Source organism: Halomonas kalidii (assembly GCF_030010475.1).
GTDB classification, from domain to species: domain Bacteria; phylum Pseudomonadota; class Gammaproteobacteria; order Pseudomonadales; family Halomonadaceae; genus Halomonas; species Halomonas heilongjiangensis.
Genome location: NZ_JASCQN010000011.1, coordinates 19484 through 38361 on the forward strand (window position 1 = coordinate 19484; position 18878 = coordinate 38361).

General features: G+C 67.4%; 17 protein-coding genes and 2 tRNA genes. 6 read left to right on the forward strand and 13 right to left on the reverse strand.

Annotated features, from left to right (window positions below):
- Nucleotides 1–359 precede the first annotated feature (359 nt).
- The 6 genes from pcnB to QLQ85_RS02015 all read left to right on the forward strand — a co-directional run bounded on the left by pcnB (nt 360) and on the right by QLQ85_RS02015 (nt 5783).
- Nucleotides 360–1757, forward strand: coding sequence for a polynucleotide adenylyltransferase PcnB (gene pcnB, locus QLQ85_RS01990; RefSeq protein ID WP_282737456.1), 1398 nt, complete (start codon nt 360–362; stop codon nt 1755–1757).
- The gene (folK, locus tag QLQ85_RS01995) at nt 1754–2248 is read left to right on the forward strand and encodes a 2-amino-4-hydroxy-6-hydroxymethyldihydropteridine diphosphokinase (RefSeq protein ID WP_282737457.1); all 495 of its coding nucleotides are present in this window, start codon (nt 1754–1756) and stop codon (nt 2246–2248) included. Before pcnB ends, folK begins: the two co-directional genes overlap by 4 nt.
- Nucleotides 2249–2365: 117 nt before the next feature.
- Nucleotides 2366–3157 carry a 3-methyl-2-oxobutanoate hydroxymethyltransferase gene (gene panB, locus QLQ85_RS02000; protein ID WP_282737458.1) on the forward strand — a complete coding sequence of 264 codons (792 nt, stop codon included), beginning with the start codon at nt 2366–2368 and terminating at the stop codon, nt 3155–3157.
- 12 nt (nt 3158–3169) lie between these two features.
- Nucleotides 3170–4018, forward strand: coding sequence for a pantoate--beta-alanine ligase (gene panC, locus QLQ85_RS02005; RefSeq protein ID WP_282737459.1), 849 nt, complete (start codon nt 3170–3172; stop codon nt 4016–4018).
- 34 nt (nt 4019–4052) lie between these two features.
- On the forward strand, nt 4053–4433 hold the full coding sequence (panD, locus tag QLQ85_RS02010) for an aspartate 1-decarboxylase (RefSeq protein ID WP_282720807.1): 381 nt from the start codon (nt 4053–4055) through the stop codon (nt 4431–4433).
- A 174-nt stretch (nt 4434–4607) separates the two neighbouring features.
- Entirely contained in the window at nt 4608–5783 is a 1176-nt protein-coding gene (locus tag QLQ85_RS02015; protein ID WP_282737460.1) for an acetyl-CoA C-acetyltransferase, read from the forward strand.
- 206 nt (nt 5784–5989) lie between these two features.
- On the opposite strand, the gene pnp is transcribed toward QLQ85_RS02015, so the two are convergent.
- From pnp to folP, 13 genes are all read right to left on the reverse strand, one after another.
- On the reverse strand, nt 5990–8125 hold the full coding sequence (gene pnp, locus QLQ85_RS02020; protein ID WP_282737461.1) for a polyribonucleotide nucleotidyltransferase: 2136 nt from the start codon (nt 8123–8125) through the stop codon (nt 5990–5992).
- Nucleotides 8126–8446: 321 nt separating this feature from the next.
- Nucleotides 8447–8716 (reverse strand): 30S ribosomal protein S15, encoded by a 270-nt coding sequence (gene rpsO, locus QLQ85_RS02025; protein ID WP_102629268.1) that lies wholly within the window; start codon nt 8714–8716, stop codon nt 8447–8449.
- A gap of 79 nt (nt 8717–8795) precedes the next feature.
- Entirely contained in the window at nt 8796–9713 is a 918-nt protein-coding gene (truB, locus tag QLQ85_RS02030; RefSeq protein WP_282737462.1) for a tRNA pseudouridine(55) synthase TruB, read from the reverse strand.
- Entirely contained in the window at nt 9713–10153 is a 441-nt protein-coding gene (gene rbfA / locus QLQ85_RS02035) for a 30S ribosome-binding factor RbfA (protein ID WP_282720811.1), read from the reverse strand. Before rbfA ends, truB begins: the two co-directional genes overlap by 1 nt.
- Before the next feature lie 16 nt (nt 10154–10169).
- A complete protein-coding gene (gene infB, locus QLQ85_RS02040) occupies nt 10170–12683 on the reverse strand; it encodes a translation initiation factor IF-2 (protein WP_282737463.1) in 2514 nt (837 codons plus the stop codon).
- 104 nt (nt 12684–12787) lie between these two features.
- Nucleotides 12788–14278 (reverse strand): transcription termination factor NusA, encoded by a 1491-nt coding sequence (gene nusA / locus QLQ85_RS02045; protein WP_282720813.1) that lies wholly within the window; start codon nt 14276–14278, stop codon nt 12788–12790.
- A gap of 66 nt (nt 14279–14344) precedes the next feature.
- A complete protein-coding gene (gene rimP / locus QLQ85_RS02050) occupies nt 14345–14806 on the reverse strand; it encodes a ribosome maturation factor RimP (RefSeq protein WP_282737464.1) in 462 nt (153 codons plus the stop codon).
- A gap of 238 nt (nt 14807–15044) precedes the next feature.
- A tRNA-Met gene (locus QLQ85_RS02055) sits at nt 15045–15121 on the reverse strand.
- 133 nt (nt 15122–15254) lie between these two features.
- A tRNA-Leu gene (locus QLQ85_RS02060) sits at nt 15255–15341 on the reverse strand.
- A 42-nt stretch (nt 15342–15383) separates the two neighbouring features.
- Nucleotides 15384–15743, reverse strand: coding sequence for a preprotein translocase subunit SecG (gene secG / locus QLQ85_RS02065; protein ID WP_282737465.1), 360 nt, complete (start codon nt 15741–15743; stop codon nt 15384–15386).
- 4 nt (nt 15744–15747) lie between these two features.
- On the reverse strand, nt 15748–16497 hold the full coding sequence (tpiA, locus tag QLQ85_RS02070) for a triose-phosphate isomerase (RefSeq protein ID WP_282737466.1): 750 nt from the start codon (nt 16495–16497) through the stop codon (nt 15748–15750).
- A gap of 102 nt (nt 16498–16599) precedes the next feature.
- Nucleotides 16600–17949 carry a phosphoglucosamine mutase gene (gene glmM, locus QLQ85_RS02075; RefSeq protein WP_282737467.1) on the reverse strand — a complete coding sequence of 450 codons (1350 nt, stop codon included), beginning with the start codon at nt 17947–17949 and terminating at the stop codon, nt 16600–16602.
- A complete protein-coding gene (folP, locus tag QLQ85_RS02080; protein ID WP_456070028.1) occupies nt 17942–18808 on the reverse strand; it encodes a dihydropteroate synthase in 867 nt (288 codons plus the stop codon). Before folP ends, glmM begins: the two co-directional genes overlap by 8 nt.
- Nucleotides 18809–18878 lie beyond the last annotated feature (70 nt).

The following is an 18878-nucleotide window of genomic DNA, read 5'->3' on the forward strand; positions in this document are numbered from 1 at the left end:
GACCAACAAGCCGGGGGGAGGCATATCTCCGTGCCGTCGTGGTTGGATTATTGTTTTGAATACGAGGTGGTCGCCCTCAGGAGCGTCAACAAGGACAACAACACTGCTTGCCTGAAATTCTCCTTGGTGACTGTGGTGCGTATTCAAGGCGATGCGCCATCACGAAGAAGAACCAGCAGCACGGACGCTGCAAAATTGCTTGACAGGGGGGCCAGATGGTCCCCCTTTCTGCTTTTGTCACCCTTCCGTCGCTGCTTCTCCCGCGCCATCCGCGAGTTCTGGTCCCCCGATGCTTTGCAAGGTGTCGGGTGTCGGCTACACTCAACGCTTTTCGTACCCCCGCGAGTCGATATCGCCGCATGTTCAAAGGATTTACCCGCTTTCTGCAGAGCCCGGGCGAGCACCTGAAAGCGCTGCTCGGCCCCCAGGATGCGCCCGGCGGCAGCACCGGGCTACGCATCATTCCGCGCCAGGAGCACCCGGTATCGCGCCAGCACTTCAGCGATGGGGCGCTCAAGGTCCTCTATCGCCTCCACAACGCCGGCTTCGAGGCCTACCTGGTCGGCGGCTGCATCCGCGACTCGCTGCTCGGACGCATGCCCAAGGACTTCGACGTGGCGACCGACGCCACCCCGGAGCAGGTCAAGGAGCTGTTCCGCAACTCGCGGATCATCGGCCGGCGCTTTCGCATCGTGCACGTGCGCTTCGGTCGCGAGGTGATCGAGGTCACCACCTTCCGCGGCAAGCCGGGCGACGATCACGGCGACCATATCGCCCAGCAGTCCGACGACGGCCTGCTGCTGCGCGACAACGTCTGGGGCAACATCCAGGAAGACGCCCTGCGGCGCGACTTCACCGTCAACGCCCTCTACTACAGCATCGCCGACTTCTCGATCCATGACTTCGCCGACGGCGTACGTGACATCGAGGCGCGCACCCTGCGCCTGATCGGCGACCCGGCCACCCGCTATCGGGAAGATCCGGTGCGCATGCTGCGCGCGGTGCGCTTCGCCGCCAAGCTCGAGTTCCGCCTGGACCCGGCCACCGAGGCGCCGATCCGCGAACACGCCTCGTTGCTGCTGCAGATCCCTCCCGCCCGGCTGTTCGACGAGATACTCAAGCTGTTCATGGGCGGTCATGGCCTCAACACCTTCCACCTGCTGCGCCATTACGACCTGTTCGCCATGCTGTTCCCCGAGGCCGACGAGGCCATGGCCGAACTGCCCTGGGCCGAGCGGCTGGTCGAGCTGGCCCTCGAGAGCACCGACCGCCGCATCGCCGAGGAGCGGCCGGTCACGCCGGCCTTCCTGTTCGCCGCCCTGCTCTGGGGGCCGGTGCAACTCCGCCTGGCGGCCCTGGAAGCCGACGACATGCCACCGATCCCGGCACTGCAGGCCGCCGCCCAGCAGGTGGTATCGCGTCAACTCCAGCATATCTCGATCCCCAAGCGCTTCAGCCTGCCGATGCGTGACATCTGGGACCTACAGCAGCGCCTGCCGCTGCGCCGTGGCCGCCGCGTCTACCAGACCCGCGAGCACCCCCGCTTCCGCGCCGCCTACGACCTGCTGCTGCTGCGCGAGGCCGCCGGCGAACTCGAGCCGGACCTCGGCGACTGGTGGACCGCCTTCCAGGAGGCCGACGAGCACGAGCAGCGCCGCCTGCTGGGCAAGGTCGGGGCCGACCCCGCCGGCAGCGGGGCGCCCCGCAAGCGGCGCCGCAGGCGGCGCAAGCCCCGAGGCCCCTCGGGCGACGCATGAACGGCCATCATGCCTGGATCGGCCTGGGCAGCAACCTCGACGATCCTCGCCTTCAGGTCGAACGCGCCCTCGCGGCGCTCGACCGACTGCCGCTGACCCGCTGCGTCGCCGCCTCGCGGCTCTACGCGAGCCGACCGGTCGGCCCCCAGGACCAACCCGATTTCATCAATGCCGTGGCACTCCTCGAGACCCGTCTCTCGCCGCTGGCCCTGCTCGACCAGTTGCAGGCCCTGGAACAGCGCCACCGCCGGGTCCGCCAGCGCCGCTGGGGGCCCCGCACCCTGGATCTCGATCTGTTACTCTTCGATGACCGACGCCTGGCGCTGCCGCGCCTGACGGTCCCCCATCCCGAGATGGCGCAGCGCGCCTTCGTGATGGTACCGCTGGCAGAGCTTGCCCCGACGCTGCGACTGCCCGACGGCCGCCGGGTGAGCGAGCTGGCCGGGGCGCTGAACGACGGCAGTCTGCGCCCGGTGTTACCCGTCGCCTGACACGCCCACGCCATGTGTTACCTATCGACACTCCGGGACGGTTCGGGTAACAATCACGGGTTACAGACGAGACTGGTCCCGAGCAGACCACGCCGACGACAACCACGAGAGCACGCCATGAAATCCGTCACCCTGAGCACGCTGCAGGCCTCGAAGCGCGCCGGTGAGCCCTTCAGCTGCCTGACCGCCTATGACGCCTCCTTCGCCCGCGCCGCCGGTGAAGCCGGTGTCGAGGTCCTGCTGGTGGGCGACTCCCTGGGCATGGTCCTGCAGGGGCATGCCAGCACCCTGCCGGTGACCCTCGACGATATCTGCTATCACACCCGCTGCGTGGCGCGCGGCAAGGGCGCGAGCCTGCTGATGGTCGATCTGCCGTTCATGAGCAACTCGAGCACCGAGCGCCTGCTGCAGGATGCCGGCGAGCTGATGCGCGCCGGCGCCGAGCTGGTCAAGGTCGAGGGCGACGCCTGGATGGCCGAGGGCATCCGCGAGCTGACCCGCCGCGGCGTCCCGGTGTGCGCCCACCTGGGGCTGACCCCCCAGTCGGTCTATCGGCTTGGCGGCTACAAGGTGCAGGGCCGGGAGACCGAGCACGCCGCCCGCATCCTCGAGGATGCGGGCGCCCTGGTGGAGGCCGGAGCCTCGGTGATCCTGCTGGAGTGCGTGCCGGCGAGCCTCGGCCGCGCGGTGAGCGAGGCCCTGGACGTGCCGGTGATCGGTATCGGCGCCGGCCCCGACACCGATGGCCAGATACTCGTGATGCACGACGTGCTGGGCGTGACCCACGGCCGCACCCCGCGCTTCGTCAAGAACTTCCTGGCGGAGGCCGACGGCATCCAGGGCGCCTTCCGGCGCTACCACGAGGACGTCAAGGCCCGGCGCTTCCCGGCCGAGGAACACTGCTTCTAGGAGCCCGCTCAGATGCGTACCCTGCGTGAGATAGCCTCCCTGCGCGAGACCCTCGACGCCTGCCGTCGACGCGGCCAGCGCATCGCCCTGGTACCCACCATGGGCAATTTGCACGCCGGCCACCTGGCGCTGGTCGAGAGCGCCCGGCGCCACGCCGACGTGGTAGTAGCCACCATCTTCGTCAACCCGATGCAGTTCGGCCCCAACGAAGACCTGGACGCCTATCCGCGCACCCTCGCCGAGGATCAGCGCAAGCTCGAGGGCGCAGGCTGTGACCTGCTGTTCGCGCCGGGGACCGCCACGATCTACCCTCGCAGCCTGGAGGCCCAGACGCAGATCCGGGTCCTCGAGGTCAGCGAGGGGCTGTGCGGCGGCTCGCGCCCCGGTCACTTCGACGGCGTCGCCACCATCGTCGGCATGCTCTTCAACCTGGTGCAGCCCCAGGTGGCCTGCTTCGGCGAGAAGGACTATCAGCAGCTGGCGGTGATTCGTCGCCTGGTCGCCGACCTGCACTTCCCCATCGAGGTCGTCGGCGTCCCCATCGTGCGCGCCGATGACGGCCTGGCCCTGTCGTCACGCAATGGCTACCTCGAGCCGGAGCAGCGAGCCATCGCCCCGCGTCTCTATCGGACACTGGAGGAGCTGCGCCAGGCACTGGAGGCAGGCGAGCCGGTCGAGACCACCCTGGCAGCGGGCCTGGCCCGACTGGACGACGCCGGCTTCGTTCCCGACTACCTGGAACTGCGCGCTCCCGACCTGGGCCCGATCACCACGGCGACCCGTGAGGCCAGACTGCTCGCCGCCGCCCGGCTCGGCCCGACCCGACTGATCGACAACCTGACCCTGACCCTGCCGCGCTGACGCGGTGCCCCACTATTCGGAGGATCACGCCCTCATGTTCACCATCATGCTCAAGGCCAAGCTGCACATGGCCCGTGTCACCCATGCCGTGCTCAACTACGAGGGCTCCTGCGCCATCGACGGCGACCTGCTGGACATGTCCGGCATCCGCGAGAACGAGCAGATCCAGATCTACAACGTCGAGAACGGGCAGCGCTTCACCACCTACGCGATCCGCGCCGAGGAGGGTTCGAAGGTCATCTCGGTGAACGGCGCCGCGGCCCACCTCGCCGCCGTCGGCGACCGGGTGATCATCTGCAGCTACGCCCATTACAACGAGGCCGAACTCGACACCCACCAGCCGGCCCTGGTCTACCTGCAGGAAGGCAATGCCGTCAGCCATACCAGCCATGCCATCCCCGTCCAGCTGGCCTGAGCCCGGTGGCCGGCGGCACCACCGGGTGCCGCCGATGCCTCCCTGCATCGTGCGCCACCCCCCGCTATACTGAGTGATCCGGGCATCGCCCCTATTTGGGCATTGCCGCAGCGCACAAGAGTCCCCTATGCTGACGGGACTACCGCCCGCGACTGACCTCAGGAGTAACTCCTCATGCAAGAAGTGGTGATCGTTGCAGCACGCCGCACCGCCGTCGGTGCCTTCGGTGGCTCCCTGGCCGGCATTCCCGCCAGCGACCTCGGGGCACTGGTGATCAAGGACATCATGGCCAGCACCGGTGTCGCCGCCGACCAGGTCGACGAAGTGCTGCTCGGCCAGGTGCTCACCGCCGGCGTCGGCCAGAACCCCGCGCGACAGGCCGCCATCAAGGCCGGCCTGCCGGATACCGTGCCCGCCATGACCATCAACAAGGTCTGCGGCTCGGGCCTCAAGGCCCTGCACCTGGCCACCCAGGCGATCCGCTGCGGCGACGCGGAGCTGATCCTCGCCGGCGGCCAGGAGAACATGTCAGCCTCGCCGCACGTGCTGCCCAACTCGCGCAACGGCCAGCGCATGGGCGACTGGAAGGCCATCGACACCATGGTCCATGACGGCCTGTGGGACGCCTTCAACAACTACCACATGGGCATCACCGCCGAGAACCTGGCCGAGAAGTACGGCATCACCCGCGAGGAGATGGACGAGTTCGCCGCCGGCTCCCAGCAGAAGGCCACCGCCGCCATCAGGGAAGGCAAGTTCAAGGGCCAGATCGTGCCGGTCGAGATTCCCCAGCGCAAGGGTGACCCGGTGGTCTTCGATACCGACGAGAACCCCCGTGAAACCACGGCCGACAAGCTCGGCGGCATGCGCCCGGCGTTCAAGAAGGACGGCACCATCACCGCCGGCAACGCCTCCTCCCTCAACGACGGCGCCGCCGTGGTGATGCTCTGCTCCGCCGAGAAGGCCCAGGCGCTGGGCCTCGAGCCGCTGGCCCGCATCAAGGCCTACAGCAACGCCGGCGTCGACCCGGCGATCATGGGCATCGGCCCGGCCCCGGCCACCCGCCGCTGCCTCGAGAAGGCCGGCTGGAGCCTCGACGACCTGGACCTGGTCGAGGCCAACGAGGCCTTCGCCGCCCAGGCGCTGTCGGTCAACAAGGAGCTCGGCTGGGATACCTCCAGGGTCAACGTCAACGGCGGTGCCATCGCGCTGGGTCACCCGATCGGCGCCTCGGGCTGCCGCATCCTGGTCACCCTGCTGCACGAGATGATCGCCCGCGACGCCAAGAAGGGTCTGGCGACCCTGTGTATCGGCGGCGGCCAGGGCGTCGCACTCGCCATCGAGCGGTAAGCACATGCCGTCATCCTAGCGGCGCCGGGGACAGGTCGGAGCGGAGGTCTTTTTCCAGGGAAGGAAAAAGTAGCGCCCAGGGAGGGGTTCACAGCGCCTCCGCGAAGGCCTGTCGCCGGGTAAGCCGCGACGATCAAACGAAAACCGCCGCCAGGGTTGCCCCTGGCGGCGGTTTTTCTTATGGCTTAAAGCTTAAGGTTTACCGCTTACAGCTGGGGCTCGGCGGTCTCCTCGGCCTCGAAGGCGGCCTTCTCTTCCGGGGTGATCTCCTTGATGGTGAGCTTCACCCGGTTGCGGTTGTCGATGTCGAGCACCTTGACCACGATCTCGTCACCCTCGTTGAGGAAGTCGCGCACGTCGTTGACCCGCTCGGGCACGATCTGCGAGATGTGCACCAGGCCGTCGGTCCCCGGCATGATGTTGACGAAGGCGCCGAAGTCGGCGATGCGCACCACCTTGCCGCGGTAGAGCTTGCCGATCTCCGCCTCGGCGGTGATCGCCAACACAGTGTCGATGGCCTTCTTGGCCGCCGCCTTGTCCTCGGCGTAGATGCGCACGGTACCGTCGTCATCCAGGTCGATGGAGGCGCCGGTGTCCTCGCAGATCTTGCGAATGGTGGCACCGCCCTTGCCGATGACGTCGCGGATCTTGTCGGGATCGATCTTGATGGTGGCCATGGAGGGCGCGTTCTCGGACACCTCGGCACGGCTCTGGCCGATCACCGCGTTCATCTGCTCGAGGATCTGCAGGCGCGCCTCGTTGGCCTGCTGCAGGGCGACCTCCATGATCTCCTCGTTGATGCCCTCGATCTTGATGTCCATCTGCAGGGCGGTCACACCGGCGGCCGAGCCGGCCACCTTGAAGTCCATGTCGCCGAGATGGTCCTCGTCGCCGAGGATGTCGGTGAGCACCGCGAAGCCGTCGGCATCCTTGACCAGGCCCATGGCGATGCCGGCCACCGGCGCCTTCATCGGCACCCCGGCGTCCATCAGCGCCAGCGAGGAGCCGCACACCGAGGCCATGGAGCTCGAGCCGTTGGACTCGGTGATCTCGGAGACCACGCGAATGGTGTAGGGGAACTCGGCGTCGTCGGGCAGCATTGCCTGCACGCCGCGGCGCGCCAGGCGGCCGTGGCCGATCTCGCGACGCTTCGGCCCGCCCATGAAGCCGGCCTCGCCCACGCTGTACGGGGGGAAGTTGTAGTGCAGCAGGAAGCGGTCCTTGCGCTCGCCCTCCAGCGACTCGATCAACTGGGCGTCGCGCAAGGTCCCCAGGGTGGCGATGACGATCGCCTGGGTCTCGCCGCGGGTGAAGATCGCCGAGCCGTGGGTCTTGGGCAACGCGCCCACTTCGATGGAGAGCGGCCTCACGGTCTTGAGGTCACGGCCGTCGATGCGCGGCTCGCCCTTGATGACCCGGGAGCGCACCACGCGCTTCTCCAGGCCGGCGAAGGCCCCCTTGACGTCGTCGGCGTCGAACTTGCCTTCCTCCTCACCGGCGAGCTGCTCGACCGCCTCGGCCTTGAGCCCGGCGAGCGCATCCTGACGCGCCATCTTGTCGGTGATGCGATAGGCCTCGCCCACCCGGGCCTCGAAGGCCTGGGCCACGGCGTCCTTGAGGGCGGTGTTCTCCGCCGACGGCTGCCAGTCCCACTTCGGCTTGCCGGCCTCGGCGACCAGCTCGTTGATCGCCTTGATCGCCACCTGCATCTCCTGGTGGCCGTAGAGCACGGCGCCCAGCATCTCGTCCTCGAGCAGTTCCTTGGCCTCGGACTCGACCATCAGCACGGCCTTCTCGGTGCCGGCGACGACCATGTCCAGCTCGGAGCCTGCCAGCTCCTCCACGGTGGGGTTGAGGAAATAGCCCTTGTCCTCGTCGAAGCCCACCCGCGCGGCACCGATCGGGCCGCTGAACGGCACGCCGGAGATGGCCAGGGCCGCGGAGGTGCCGAGCAGGGCGGCGATGTCCGGGTCATGGTTGCGGTCGGTGGAGAGCACGGTGCAGATCACCTGCACCTCGTTCATGAAGCCCTTGGGGAACAGCGGGCGGATCGGGCGATCGATCAGCCGCGAGGTGAGGGTCTCCTTCTCGGTGGGACGCCCCTCGCGCTTGAAGAAGCCCCCGGGGATCTTGCCCACCGCGTAGGTCTTCTCCTGGTAGTGCACGGAGAGTGGGAAGAAGGGCTGGTTGGGATTGGCTTCCTTCCTTGCCACCACGGTGCACAGCACCACGGTGTCGTCCATGGTGACCATCACGGCACCGGAGGCCTGGCGGGCGATGCGCCCGGTTTCCAGGGTGACGGTGCTGCGACCGTACTGAAACGTTTTCTTGACCGGATTCACGGCGACTTCCTTCAACTTTTCTGTGTTTGGGTCGTTTCGACTCGGCGACCATTTTAGGGGTTGACGGCCGCCAGGGCCACCGGGTAACGACATATCCGTTCGACAATCGCATCGGGACCGACGAGGGGCGCCGGGGACAGGCCGGAGAGGGGGTCCTACGCCAGGGAAGGCGTCGGTAGCGCCCAGGGAGGGGTTCACAGCGCCCCCTCGAGGCCTGTCGCCGGATCAGCCCCGAGTCGGACGCTTTCATGCAAACATAGCCAAGACGCAAAACGGGCAGCCCGAAGGCTGCCCGTTTCTGTACCGCTTGGGGTGCGTCGCTTAGCGGCGCAGGCCCAGACGCTGGATCAGCGACTGATAGCGCTCGAAGTCCTTGCGCTTCAGGTAGTCCAGCAGCTTGCGGCGCTGGTTGACCATGCGGATCAGTCCACGACGGGAGTGGTGATCCTGCTTGTTGGTCTTGAAGTGGTCCTGCAGGCCATCGATGTTGGCGCTCAGCAGGGCCACCTGCACTTCGGGGGAACCGGTGTCGTTGTCGCCACGGCCGAATTCGTTGACGATCTCGGCCTTCTGTTCAGCGGTCAGTGCCATCTGTCTCTCCAGTAAGCAATATGCCTGAATGATGTAGGTGTGAGACCACGCATATTTGCAGTCTCGAGCGTCTTTCCCTTCAATCGACTGCCGTGTTCAACAGCCGTTTCGGCGCCACCTCCTGTGGCCCCGTCACCGTGCCGAGCCCCAGAAAGGCCTCGTCACGATAGAGTCTTGCCGTCTCGCCCGTCGCCAGGGCCCCGGTATCGACCCGGGCCGGCTGGCCATGGGTGAGTCGCCGGGCCGCCTCGACATCGACCTCGCACCGCGGCAGGTGCGCCACCAACACGTCCACCGGCAGCAGCACCGCTTCGCGCTCGGCCTGCCCCGTCAGCCCCTCCAGCGTCTCGAGACTCAGCATCCCGTCACCGCTGAAGGGCCCCGTCGCCAGGCGACGCAAGGCGCTGATATGGCCACCGCATCCCAGCGTCCTGCCGATGTCCTCGGCGAGGGTGCGGATGTAGGTGCCCTTGCTGACCCGCACTTCCAGCTCGAAGGCGTCGCCTTCGCAGGCGAGAAGGCGCGCATCATACACCGTCACGCGCCGCACTGCACGCTCCACCGTCCTGCCCTCCCGGGCCAGCTCGTAGAGCTTGCGCCCCTGATGCTTGAGCGCCGAATACATCGGTGGTACCTGCTCGATCTCGCCACGAAACAGCGCGAGCACACCCTCGATATCGGCCTCGGAGAGCCGGGGTACCTCGTTACGCTCGAGCACCTCGCCCTCGGCGTCACCGGTATCGGTGACCACGCCCAGCTCCACCCGCGTGCGGTAGACCTTGTCGGCCGCCAGCAGCTGGGCGGAGAACTTGGTCGCCTCGCCGAAGCAGACCGGCAACAGGCCGGTGGCCATGGGGTCAAGCGTCCCGGTATGGCCGGCCTTCTGCGCCTGGAACAGGCGCCGTGCCCGCTGCAGGGCGTGGTTGCTCGACAATCCCTTGGGCTTGTCGAGCAGCAGCACCCCGTTCACCGGCAGGCCGCGACGCCGACGCGCCATCAGTCTCGCCCGCCCTCGTTGCCGGACGCCTCATCGGCGTCACCGGCCGCTGCGTCGTCGCCGGGCTCCTCGTCGTGACGCGCCTTGTCGCTGGCCACGGCCTCCTCGATCAGCGACGACAGCCGCTGGCCACGCACCACGCTCTCGTCGTAGTGGAAACGCAGCTCCGGCACATGGCGCAGCTTGATGCGCCGGGCGATCTGGCCCCGCAGGAAGCCGGCGGCCTGGCGCAGCACCTTGAGGTTCTCCTTGATGCGCTCGGGCGTATCCTCGCCCAGCAGGGTCACGTGGACGTCGGCATAGCCGAGGTCACGACTGACCTCGACGCCGCTCACCGTGACCATGCCCAGGCGCGGGTCCTTGACCTCGCGCTGGATGAGCACCGCCAGCTCCTTCTGCAACTGGTCGGCCACCCGGTCGGTACGCTTGAACTCGCGCATGATCGCTCCTCGACCCTCAGAGGGTCCGCTCGACCTTGACCTGATCGAACACCTCGATCTTGTCGCCGACCTGGACATCGTTGTAGTTCTTCACGCCGATGCCGCACTCCATGCCGTTGCGCACTTCCTGGACGTCGTCCTTGAAGCGGCGCAGCGACTCGAGCTCGCCCTCGTAGATCACCACGTTGTCGCGCAGCACCCGGATCTTCTTGTTGCGGAAGACGGTGCCCTCGACCACCATGCAGCCGGCCACGGCGCCGATCTTGGGGGCACGGAAGACGTCGCGGACCTCGGCCACGCCGACGATCTCCTCCTTCCACTCCGGGGCCAGCATGCCGCTCATGGCCTGCTTGACCTCGTCGATCAGCTGGTAGATCACGCTGTAGTAGCGCAGGTCCAGGCCTTCGCGCTCGATGATCTCGCGAGCCGCGACGTCGGCACGCACGTTGAAGCCGACCACGATGGCCTCGGAGGCCAGCGCCAGGTTGGCGTCGGTACCGGTGATGCCGCCCACGCCGGAGGAGACCACGGCCACCTGCACCTCGTCGGTGGAGAGCTCCTCCAGCGCCCCTTTGATGGCCTCCAGCGAGCCCTGGACATCGGCCTTGAGCACGATGTTGACCTTGGCCACCTCGTCCTGGCCCATCTGGCTGAACATGTTCTCCAGCTTGGCCTTCTGCTGACGCGCCAGACGCACCTCACGGTACTTGCCCTGCCGGAAGTTGGCGATCTCGCGGGCCTTCTTCTCGTCGGCCAGCACCATGAAGTCGTCGCCGGCATCCGGGGTCCCGTCGAGCCCCTGGATCTCCACCGGCATCGCCGGCCCCACGGCATCGACCTGTTGGCCGAGTTCGTTGGTCAGGGCACGCACGCGGCCATAGTGAAGGCCGGCGAGCACGATGTCGCCCTTCTTCAGGGTACCGTTCTGGACCAGCACGGTGGCCACCGGCCCGCGCCCCTTGTCCAGGCGAGACTCGACCACCACGCCCTTGCCGGGCGCTTCCGGCACGGCCTTGAGTTCGAGCACTTCGGACACCAGCAGCACGGCCTCGAGCAGGGCATCGATGCCCTCGCCGGTCTTGGCGGAGACGTGGACGAACTGGGTGTCACCGCCCCACTCCTCGGAGATGACGCCGTGCTGTGACAGCTCGTTCTTGACCCGGTCCGGATCGGCACCGGGCTTGTCGATCTTGTTGACCGCCACCACCAGCGGAACCTCGGCGGCCTTGGAGTGCTCGATGGCCTCGACGGTCTGGGGCATCACGCCGTCATCGGCGGCGACCACCAGGATGACCACGTCGGTGGCCTTGGCACCGCGGGCACGCATCGCGGTGAACGCCGCGTGGCCCGGGGTATCCAGGAAGGTCACGCCACCGTGCTTGTCTTCCACATGGTAGGCGCCGATATGCTGGGTGATGCCACCGGCTTCCCCGGTCGCCACCTTGGCCTGGCGGATATGGTCGAGCAGCGAGGTCTTGCCGTGGTCGACGTGGCCCATCACCGTGACTACCGGCGAACGTGTGATCTCCTCGCCCTCGTAGGAGATACCCTCGAGGACCTCGGTCTCCAGCGCATCGTCCTTGACCAGCCTGGGCTTGTGGCCCATCTCCTCGACCACGATGGCCGCGGTGTCCTGGTCGATGGTCTGGTTGATGGTCACCGCCGCGCCCATGGTGAACATGGCCTTGATGACCTCGTTGGCCTTGATCGACATCTTGTCGGCCAGGTCGGCGACGCTGATCGATTCGGGGATCGACACCTCGCGCACGATCGGCTGGGTCGGCTTCTGGAAGCCGTGCTTGCCGCCGCCCTGACTGCCGCCACGACGGGTACCGCGACGCTCGGCGCGCTTGACCTTCTTGCCGCCGCGGCGTCGCTCCTCGCGGTCGCCCCGGTCGTCGTCGTCGCGCCCCCCACGACTCTTCTTGGCGGCGGCCTTCTTCGGCGGCGCCGTGCGGCGATCGCTGCGGCCCTCCTTGGGCGGTGCGGGGGGCTGGTCGGCGGCCTCCTGCGCCACCTCCAGCTCGGGCACCGGAATCTCGGGCACCTCGGCGGCCTTCGAGGACTCGGTCCGCGCCGCCTCCTCGCGTGCGGCCTCCTCGGCAACACGCGCCTGTTCCGCCTCGGCCTCGCGGGCCTCCAGCTCGGCCCGGGCCTGCCGGGAGTCGGCCATGTCGCCGACCAGCTGGCGCGGGCCGGACTCTTCGGCCGGCTCGGGCGCGGGCGCCTCTTCCTCGGCGCGCTTGACGTAGGTACGCTTCTTGCGCACCTGTACCTCGATGGTCTTGCCCCGCTCACCGGTCTTGATGCGGCTCTTGGTCTTGCGGGTCAGGGTGATGCGATTCCTGGCCCCGGCACCACCGCCGCCATGGCTCTTGGTGAGGAAATCGAGCAGTTGGCGCTTGTCCTCCTCGGACACGGCATCGCCCTCGGACTGGTGCTCGAGCCCGGCTTCCTTCATCTGTTCCAGCAGGCGGGGCACGTCGCGACCCACCTTCGCTGCAAAATCCTTAACGGTCATCTCTGACATTACGACCCTCCTCAGCCCGTGACCTAATACTGTTCGCTATCGAATGATTCCTGACTCGAATGATTCGACGACGAGCGATTCGCTCTCGATCTATTCGTTCTCGGCTATTCGCTTTCGAACCATGGCGCACGGGCGGTCATGATCAGTGCCGCGGCGCGCTCCTCGTCCATCTCCTCGATGTCCAGCAGATCATCGACGGACTGCTCGGCAAGATCCTCCATGGTGACGATCCCGCGGCTGGCCAGAATGAAGGCCAGGTGACGCTCCATGCCGTCCATCTCGAGCAGGTCGTCGGCCGGCTGGGCACCGTCGAGCTCCTCCTCGGAAGCGATGGCCAGGTTCAGCAACTCGTCCTTGGCACGAGCGCGCAGTTCCTCGATGAGCTCCTCGTCGAGCTCCTCGATCTCGAGCATCTCCTCCACCGGCACGTAGGCGACTTCCTCGATCGAGGTGAAGCCCTCCTCGACCAGCAGGCGCGCGACCTCCTCGTCGATGTCCAGGTGCTGGATGAAGTGTTCGACCAGGCTGTCGATCTCCTGGTCGCGCTTGGCCTCGGCCTCGTCCTCGGTCATGACGTTGAGACGCCAGCCGGTGAGTTCGGAGGCCAGGCGCACGTTCTGGCCGCTGCGACCGATGGCCTGGGCCAGGTTGTCCTCGGCGACGGCCACGTCCATGGCGTGGGCGTCTTCGTCGACGAGGATCGAGGCGACATCCGCCGGCGCCATGGCGTTGATCACCAGCTGGGCGGGGTTGTCGTCCCACAGCACGATGTCCACGCGCTCGTTCTGCAGCTCCGAGGAGACCGCCTGGACGCGGGAACCGCGCATGCCGACGCAGGCGCCCACCGGGTCGATGCGCCGGTCGTTGGTCTTGACCGCGATCTTGGCCCGGGAGCCGGGGTCGCGGGCCGCGCCCTTGATCTCGATGAGCTGCTCGGCGATCTCCGGCACCTCGATCTTGAACAGCTCGATGATCAGCTCCGGGCAGGTCCGCGACAGGATCAACTGGGCGCCGCGCGCCTCGGGATCGACCTTGGTCAGCAGCGCGCGGACCCGCTCGTTCATGCGGTAGCGTTCGCCGGGAATCATCTCGCTACGCGGCAGGAAGGCCTCGGCGTTGTCGCCGAGATCGATGATCAGGCCGTCGCGGGTGGTCTTCTTGACGATGCCGGCGACCAGCTCGCCCTCGCGCTCGGCATAGAGGCGCACCACCTCGGCGCGCTCGGCCTCGCGCACCTTCTGCACGATGACCTGCTTGGCGGTCTGGGCGGCGATGCGGCCGAAGACGGCGTTCTCGATCTGCTCCTCGACCACATCCCCCAGCCCCAGGGGCGGGTCGCGGCGCTCGGCGAAGGAGAGCTTGATCTGGGCATCGGGACCGTCGAAGTCGTCGTCCTCGACGACCTCCCAGCGGCGGAAGGTCTCGTAGTCGCCGGTGCGTCGGTCGATATGCACCCGCACGCTGGCTTCCTCGCCCTCGAAGCGCTTGCGTGATGCACTGGCCAGGGCCGCTTCGACGGCCTCGAAGATCACCTCGCGGGGAACGCCCTTCTCGTTGGAGATCGCATCAACGACCGTCAGAATTTCTTTACTCATGCCTATGCCTCGCCAGAAAACCTGTCCTTGAGCATCGTGCTCGTTCGCCACCCTCGGGGGCCGGGATCACTCCTCGAACCGGGGCACGATGTGCGCCTGATCGATGCTATCGATGGGAAAGCAGTACTCCTCGCCGTCGAGCTGCAGCAGCACCTCATCGTTCTCGATGCCGGCCAGCAACCCCTGGAACTTGCGACGCCCCTCGTAAGGGGCTCGCAGCTTGAGCTTCACCTCGTGACCCCGGTAGCGCTCGAACTGATCGAGGGTAAAGAGCGGCCGGTCCATCCCGGGCGAGGAGACCTCCAGGCGATATTCACCGCGAATCGGGTCCTCGACATCGAGTACGGCACTGACCTGACGGCTGACATCGGCGCAATCGTCCACGCTCACCCCCTCCTCGTGATCGATATAGATCACCAGGCGCGAGTGCTTGCCCTGGGACAGGAAGTCGATGCCCCACAGTTCGAACCCCATGGCCGTGACCACCGGCTCGATCAGCGCATGCAGCGCAGCATCCTTGATTGCCACGGAAAAAGCTCCTACAGCCGTTGCATCAGGCACCTGGCCGGGAGTGAACAGGAAAGTCAGGTGGCTGATTGGCGTTGCCCGAAACAGCGCCCTCGACGCCATGCGTCGCCGGGCAAGCTGCTAACAAAAAGCCCCTTCACAGGAAGGGGCTTTCACAAGAAACCTGTAATACCACTTCGGCTAGGCGGCAGCCCCATGTTTCCGAACTCGACCTCTCGGAAGGCGCCTGCCTGGAAGATGGTAGCGGGGACCGGATTTGAACCGATGACCTTCGGGTTATGAGCCCGACGAGCTACCAGACTGCTCCACCCCGCATCAATCTAGGTCGGTGATTGTATGCCTGACTCTCACTTTCGTCAAGGCATCAAAGCCACCACTACTGCCAATCCTGCGTCTGATGATCCGACGTTCCTTGCGCACTCGGCGCCATGGCTCGTGGGGTATCAGATGGTGCCGAAGGCGGGACTTGAACCCGCACGACCGTAAGGTCACTACCCCCTCAAGATAGCGTGTCTACCAATTCCACCACTTCGGCATCGGGGAGGCCGGGATCGTGACGAACAACCGAGCCGATGGCTCAGTCGCCGCTTTCCTCCAGCACTGGCGCGGTATTATCCACGTCGCTGGCCTCGTCGTCAAGGGTCGGAACGCTCTGCTGCTGCTCGATCAGCCGCGAGTCGGGAATCCCGGCCTCCGGCGCCTGGCTGGCCTGGGTGGCGTACCAGGCCAGCGTCAGCGAGGTGGCGAAGAAGGCAGCCGCCAGGACGGCGGTGAACTTCGACAGGAAGCCGCCGCTGCCGCGGGAGCCGAACACCGTCTGTGAGGCACCGCCACCGAAGGCGGCACCGGCTTCGGCGCCCTTGCCCTGCTGCAGCAGGATCAGGACGACCAGGGCGATGGCGATCGCCACATGGATCATGAGAATGGCAACTTGCATGGATTCAACCTGCTGACTGACAAATGGCTAGAAAATCGTCGACCTTGAGCGAAGCACCGCCCACCAGGCCGCCGTCGATGTCCGGCTGAGCGAGCAGCTCGGCCGCGTTGTTCGCATTCATGCTGCCCCCGTAGAGGATGCGCAGCCCGTGGGCGAGGGAGCCGGCATAGCGCTCCAGGCGATCACGAATGGCCGCATGCACGGCCTGGGCCTGCTGTGGCGTGGCGGTACGCCCGGTGCCGATGGCCCATACCGGCTCATAGGCGATCACCAGTCGTTCGCGCTCTTCCGGTGACAAGGCATCCAGCACCGCCTCGAGCTGGCCCAGCACCACCGCCTCGGTACGCTCGGCCTCACGCTCCTCGAGGGTCTCACCGAGGCACAGCACCGGCACGAGGCCACAGGAGAGCGCCGCCCGCACCCGCGCCAGCACCGCCTCGTCGTCCTCGTGGAAGAGCGAGCGGCGCTCGGAGTGCCCCACCAGCACGTAACGGGCCCCCAGCTCGGCGAGCATGCCACCGCTGACCTCGCCGGTGAAGGCACCGGACGGTCGATCGCTCAGCGTCTGGGCGCCGACGGCCACCGGCGTCGCCGCCAGCGCGTCGACAACGGCGCCGAGATACGGAAAGGGCACCATCAACGCCACCTCGACCCCCGCCGGCAGCCTGGCCCGGGAAAATGCCTGACCGAAGCTCTCGACCAGGCCCAGGGAGCCGTTCATCTTCCAGTTGCCGGCGATCAGCGGGGTACGCATGGCTTGCCCTCTTTCAAGGTGGTGCGAAATGGTATAGGAGCGGCCCTGTCAAGACAACCGCGAAGCCGTCCGGGCCGGGACACGATGTCGCGAGGCGCCGGCTCAGGCGAGCAGCGCCTCGACCTCGCCGGCCAGACGTCGAGCCAGGCCTTCGACATCCAGATGGGCACGCCCCTCGACCATCACCCGGATCAGCGGCTCGGTACCGGAGGGGCGCAGCAGCACCCGGCCCTGGTCGCCCAGCTCCGCCTCCACGCCGGCCACGGCGTCCTGCAGCGCCGACGTGTCCATCAGCGCCTTGGCGTCGGTACCCGCCGTCAAGCGCACGTTGACCAGCACCTGGGGCGCCTTTTCCAGCCCGTTCAGCAAGCGGCTCAGCGACTGCCCCTCCCGCACCATGATCGCCAGCACCTGGAGGGCCGAGACGATACCGTCGCCGGTGGTCTGCACATGGCCGCAGACGATGTGCCCGGAGGACTCGCCGCCGAGCTGCCAGCCGTTGGCGGCCAGGCGCTCCATCACATAGCGATCGCCGACCCTGGCACGCTCGAAGGGAATCGCCATCTCCTCGAAGGCCGCCGCCAGGCCGAAGTTGGACATCAGGGTACCGACCACGCCGCCCCCCAGCTCGCCACGGGCGTGGCGGTCGCGGGCGATCAGGTAGAGGATGTCGTCGCCGTCGATCTCGCGGCCGTCGGCATCGACCATCAGCACCCGGTCGCCGTCGCCGTCCAGGGCCACGCCCAGGTCCGCCCCCTGCTGGATCACCGCCGCCCGCAGGGCCGCCGGATGGGTCGAGCCCACCTCGTGGTTGATGTTGAGCCCGTCGGGCTGGGCGCCGATCAGGCTGACCTCGGCGCCGAGCTCGCGGAACACGCTGGGGGCGATATGGTAGGTGGCGCCGTGGGCGCAGTCGACGACCATGCGCAGACCGTGCAGGCTGACCCGGTCGGGAATGGTCGACTTGCAGAACTCGATGTAGCGGCCGGCGGCGTCGTCGACCCGCTGCACCTTGCCCAGGCGATCGGCGGCGACGGTGGTCAACGGCTCCTCGAGCATCGCCTCGATGCGCGCCTCGACCTCATCGGCCAGCTTGACGCCCTCGGCGGAGAAGAACTTGATGCCGTTGTCGGCGAAGGGGTTATGGGATGCCGAGATGACGATGCCGGCATCGGCCCGGAAGGTCCGCGTCAGGTAGGCGATACCCGGCGTCGGCATCGGGCCAAGCAGCGAGACGTCGACGCCGGCCGCCGAGAGCCCCGCCTCCAGCGCCGACTCGAACATGTAGCCGGAGATCCGCGTGTCCTTGCCGATCAGTACGCGGGCCCGGCCGCTCTCGCGGGCCAGCACGCGGCCGGTCGCCCAGCCCAGTTTCAGCATGAAGTCGGCGGTGATGGGCGCCTCGCCCACGGTGCCACGAATGCCATCGGTGCCGAAATAGCGTCTAGTCATGCTCGCAACCTTCCTTGAGTACGGCCCAGGTCATGTTCACGGCATCCACGCTGGGCCCCACGTCGTGGACACGCAGGATTCGCGCCCCACGCTCGACGGCCAGCGCCGCCAGGGCCAGGCCACCGGGCAGGCGCTCCTCCACCGGTCGCGCGAGCACCTTGCCGATCATGCTCTTGCGCGACATCCCCACCAGCAGCGGCAGGCCGAGTCGCGCCAGGCGTTCCATGCGATTGAGCAGGCGCAGGTTGTGCTCGACGGTCTTGCCGAAACCGAAGCCCGGGTCCAGCAGCAGGCGTTCGCGGCGCAGGCCGGCCGCCTCGCAGGCGGCCACCCGGGCCTCGAGGAAGTCGGCCACCGCCTCTTCCACCGGCACATCATAGCGGGGTGCCTGCTGCATGTCGCGGGGCTCGCCCTGGCGATGCATCAGGCAGACCGGCAGGCCGCCGCCGACCGCCGCCTCCAGCGCCCCCTCGCGCTCCAGGGCACGCACGTCATTGATCAGGCCGGCGCCGAGGGACGCGACCTCGCGCATCACCTCCGGGCTGCTGGTGTCCACCGACACCAGGGCATCGAGCTCGCGCACCAGCACCTCGACCACCGGCGCGACCCGCTCCAGCTCCTGCTGCGGGCCAATCGGGGCGGCACCGGGGCGAGTGGATTCACCGCCCACGTCGATGATCGCCGCCCCTTCGGCCAGCATCTGCTCGGCATGCCGCAGCGCGTCGTCCAGCGCCAGGTGGCGCCCGCCATCGGAGAAGGAGTCGGGGGTGACGTTGAGGATCCCCATGACCCGGGGAAAGGAGAGGTCGAGCCGGTGCCGACCGCACTGCAGGGAGGTAGCGGGAGAGTCGTCCATCATGGTGTCTGAATCGAAAACCTGGGTCGAAGAACGGAGAACCCGAATGGCGAAGGCGCCCCGCGGGGCGCCT

Excerpts from the sequence above, each read along its gene's own strand:
- panC (WP_282737459.1), top strand. The coding sequence starts at position 3,170 with ATGCGTACCCTGCGTGAGATAGCCTCCCTGCGCGAGACCCTCGACGCC.
- rbfA (WP_282720811.1), bottom strand. The coding sequence starts at position 10,153 with ATGCGCGAGTTCAAGCGTACCGACCGGGTGGCCGACCAGTTGCAGAAG.
- folK (WP_282737457.1), top strand. The coding sequence starts at position 1,754 with ATGAACGGCCATCATGCCTGGATCGGCCTGGGCAGCAACCTCGACGAT.
- panB (WP_282737458.1), top strand. The coding sequence starts at position 2,366 with ATGAAATCCGTCACCCTGAGCACGCTGCAGGCCTCGAAGCGCGCCGGT.
- tpiA (WP_282737466.1), bottom strand. The coding sequence starts at position 16,497 with ATGCGTACCCCGCTGATCGCCGGCAACTGGAAGATGAACGGCTCCCTG.
- infB (WP_282737463.1), bottom strand. The coding sequence starts at position 12,683 with ATGTCAGAGATGACCGTTAAGGATTTTGCAGCGAAGGTGGGTCGCGAC.
- folP (WP_456070028.1), bottom strand. The coding sequence starts at position 18,808 with ATGATGGACGACTCTCCCGCTACCTCCCTGCAGTGCGGTCGGCACCGG.
- truB (WP_282737462.1), bottom strand. The coding sequence starts at position 9,713 with ATGGCGCGTCGGCGTCGCGGCCTGCCGGTGAACGGGGTGCTGCTGCTC.
- rpsO (WP_102629268.1), bottom strand. The coding sequence starts at position 8,716 with ATGGCACTGACCGCTGAACAGAAGGCCGAGATCGTCAACGAATTCGGC.
- nusA (WP_282720813.1), bottom strand. The coding sequence starts at position 14,278 with ATGAGTAAAGAAATTCTGACGGTCGTTGATGCGATCTCCAACGAGAAG.
- pcnB (WP_282737456.1), top strand. The coding sequence starts at position 360 with ATGTTCAAAGGATTTACCCGCTTTCTGCAGAGCCCGGGCGAGCACCTG.
- panD (WP_282720807.1), top strand. The coding sequence starts at position 4,053 with ATGTTCACCATCATGCTCAAGGCCAAGCTGCACATGGCCCGTGTCACC.
- glmM (WP_282737467.1), bottom strand. The coding sequence starts at position 17,949 with ATGACTAGACGCTATTTCGGCACCGATGGCATTCGTGGCACCGTGGGC.
- secG (WP_282737465.1), bottom strand. The coding sequence starts at position 15,743 with ATGCAAGTTGCCATTCTCATGATCCATGTGGCGATCGCCATCGCCCTG.
- QLQ85_RS02015 (WP_282737460.1), top strand. The coding sequence starts at position 4,608 with ATGCAAGAAGTGGTGATCGTTGCAGCACGCCGCACCGCCGTCGGTGCC.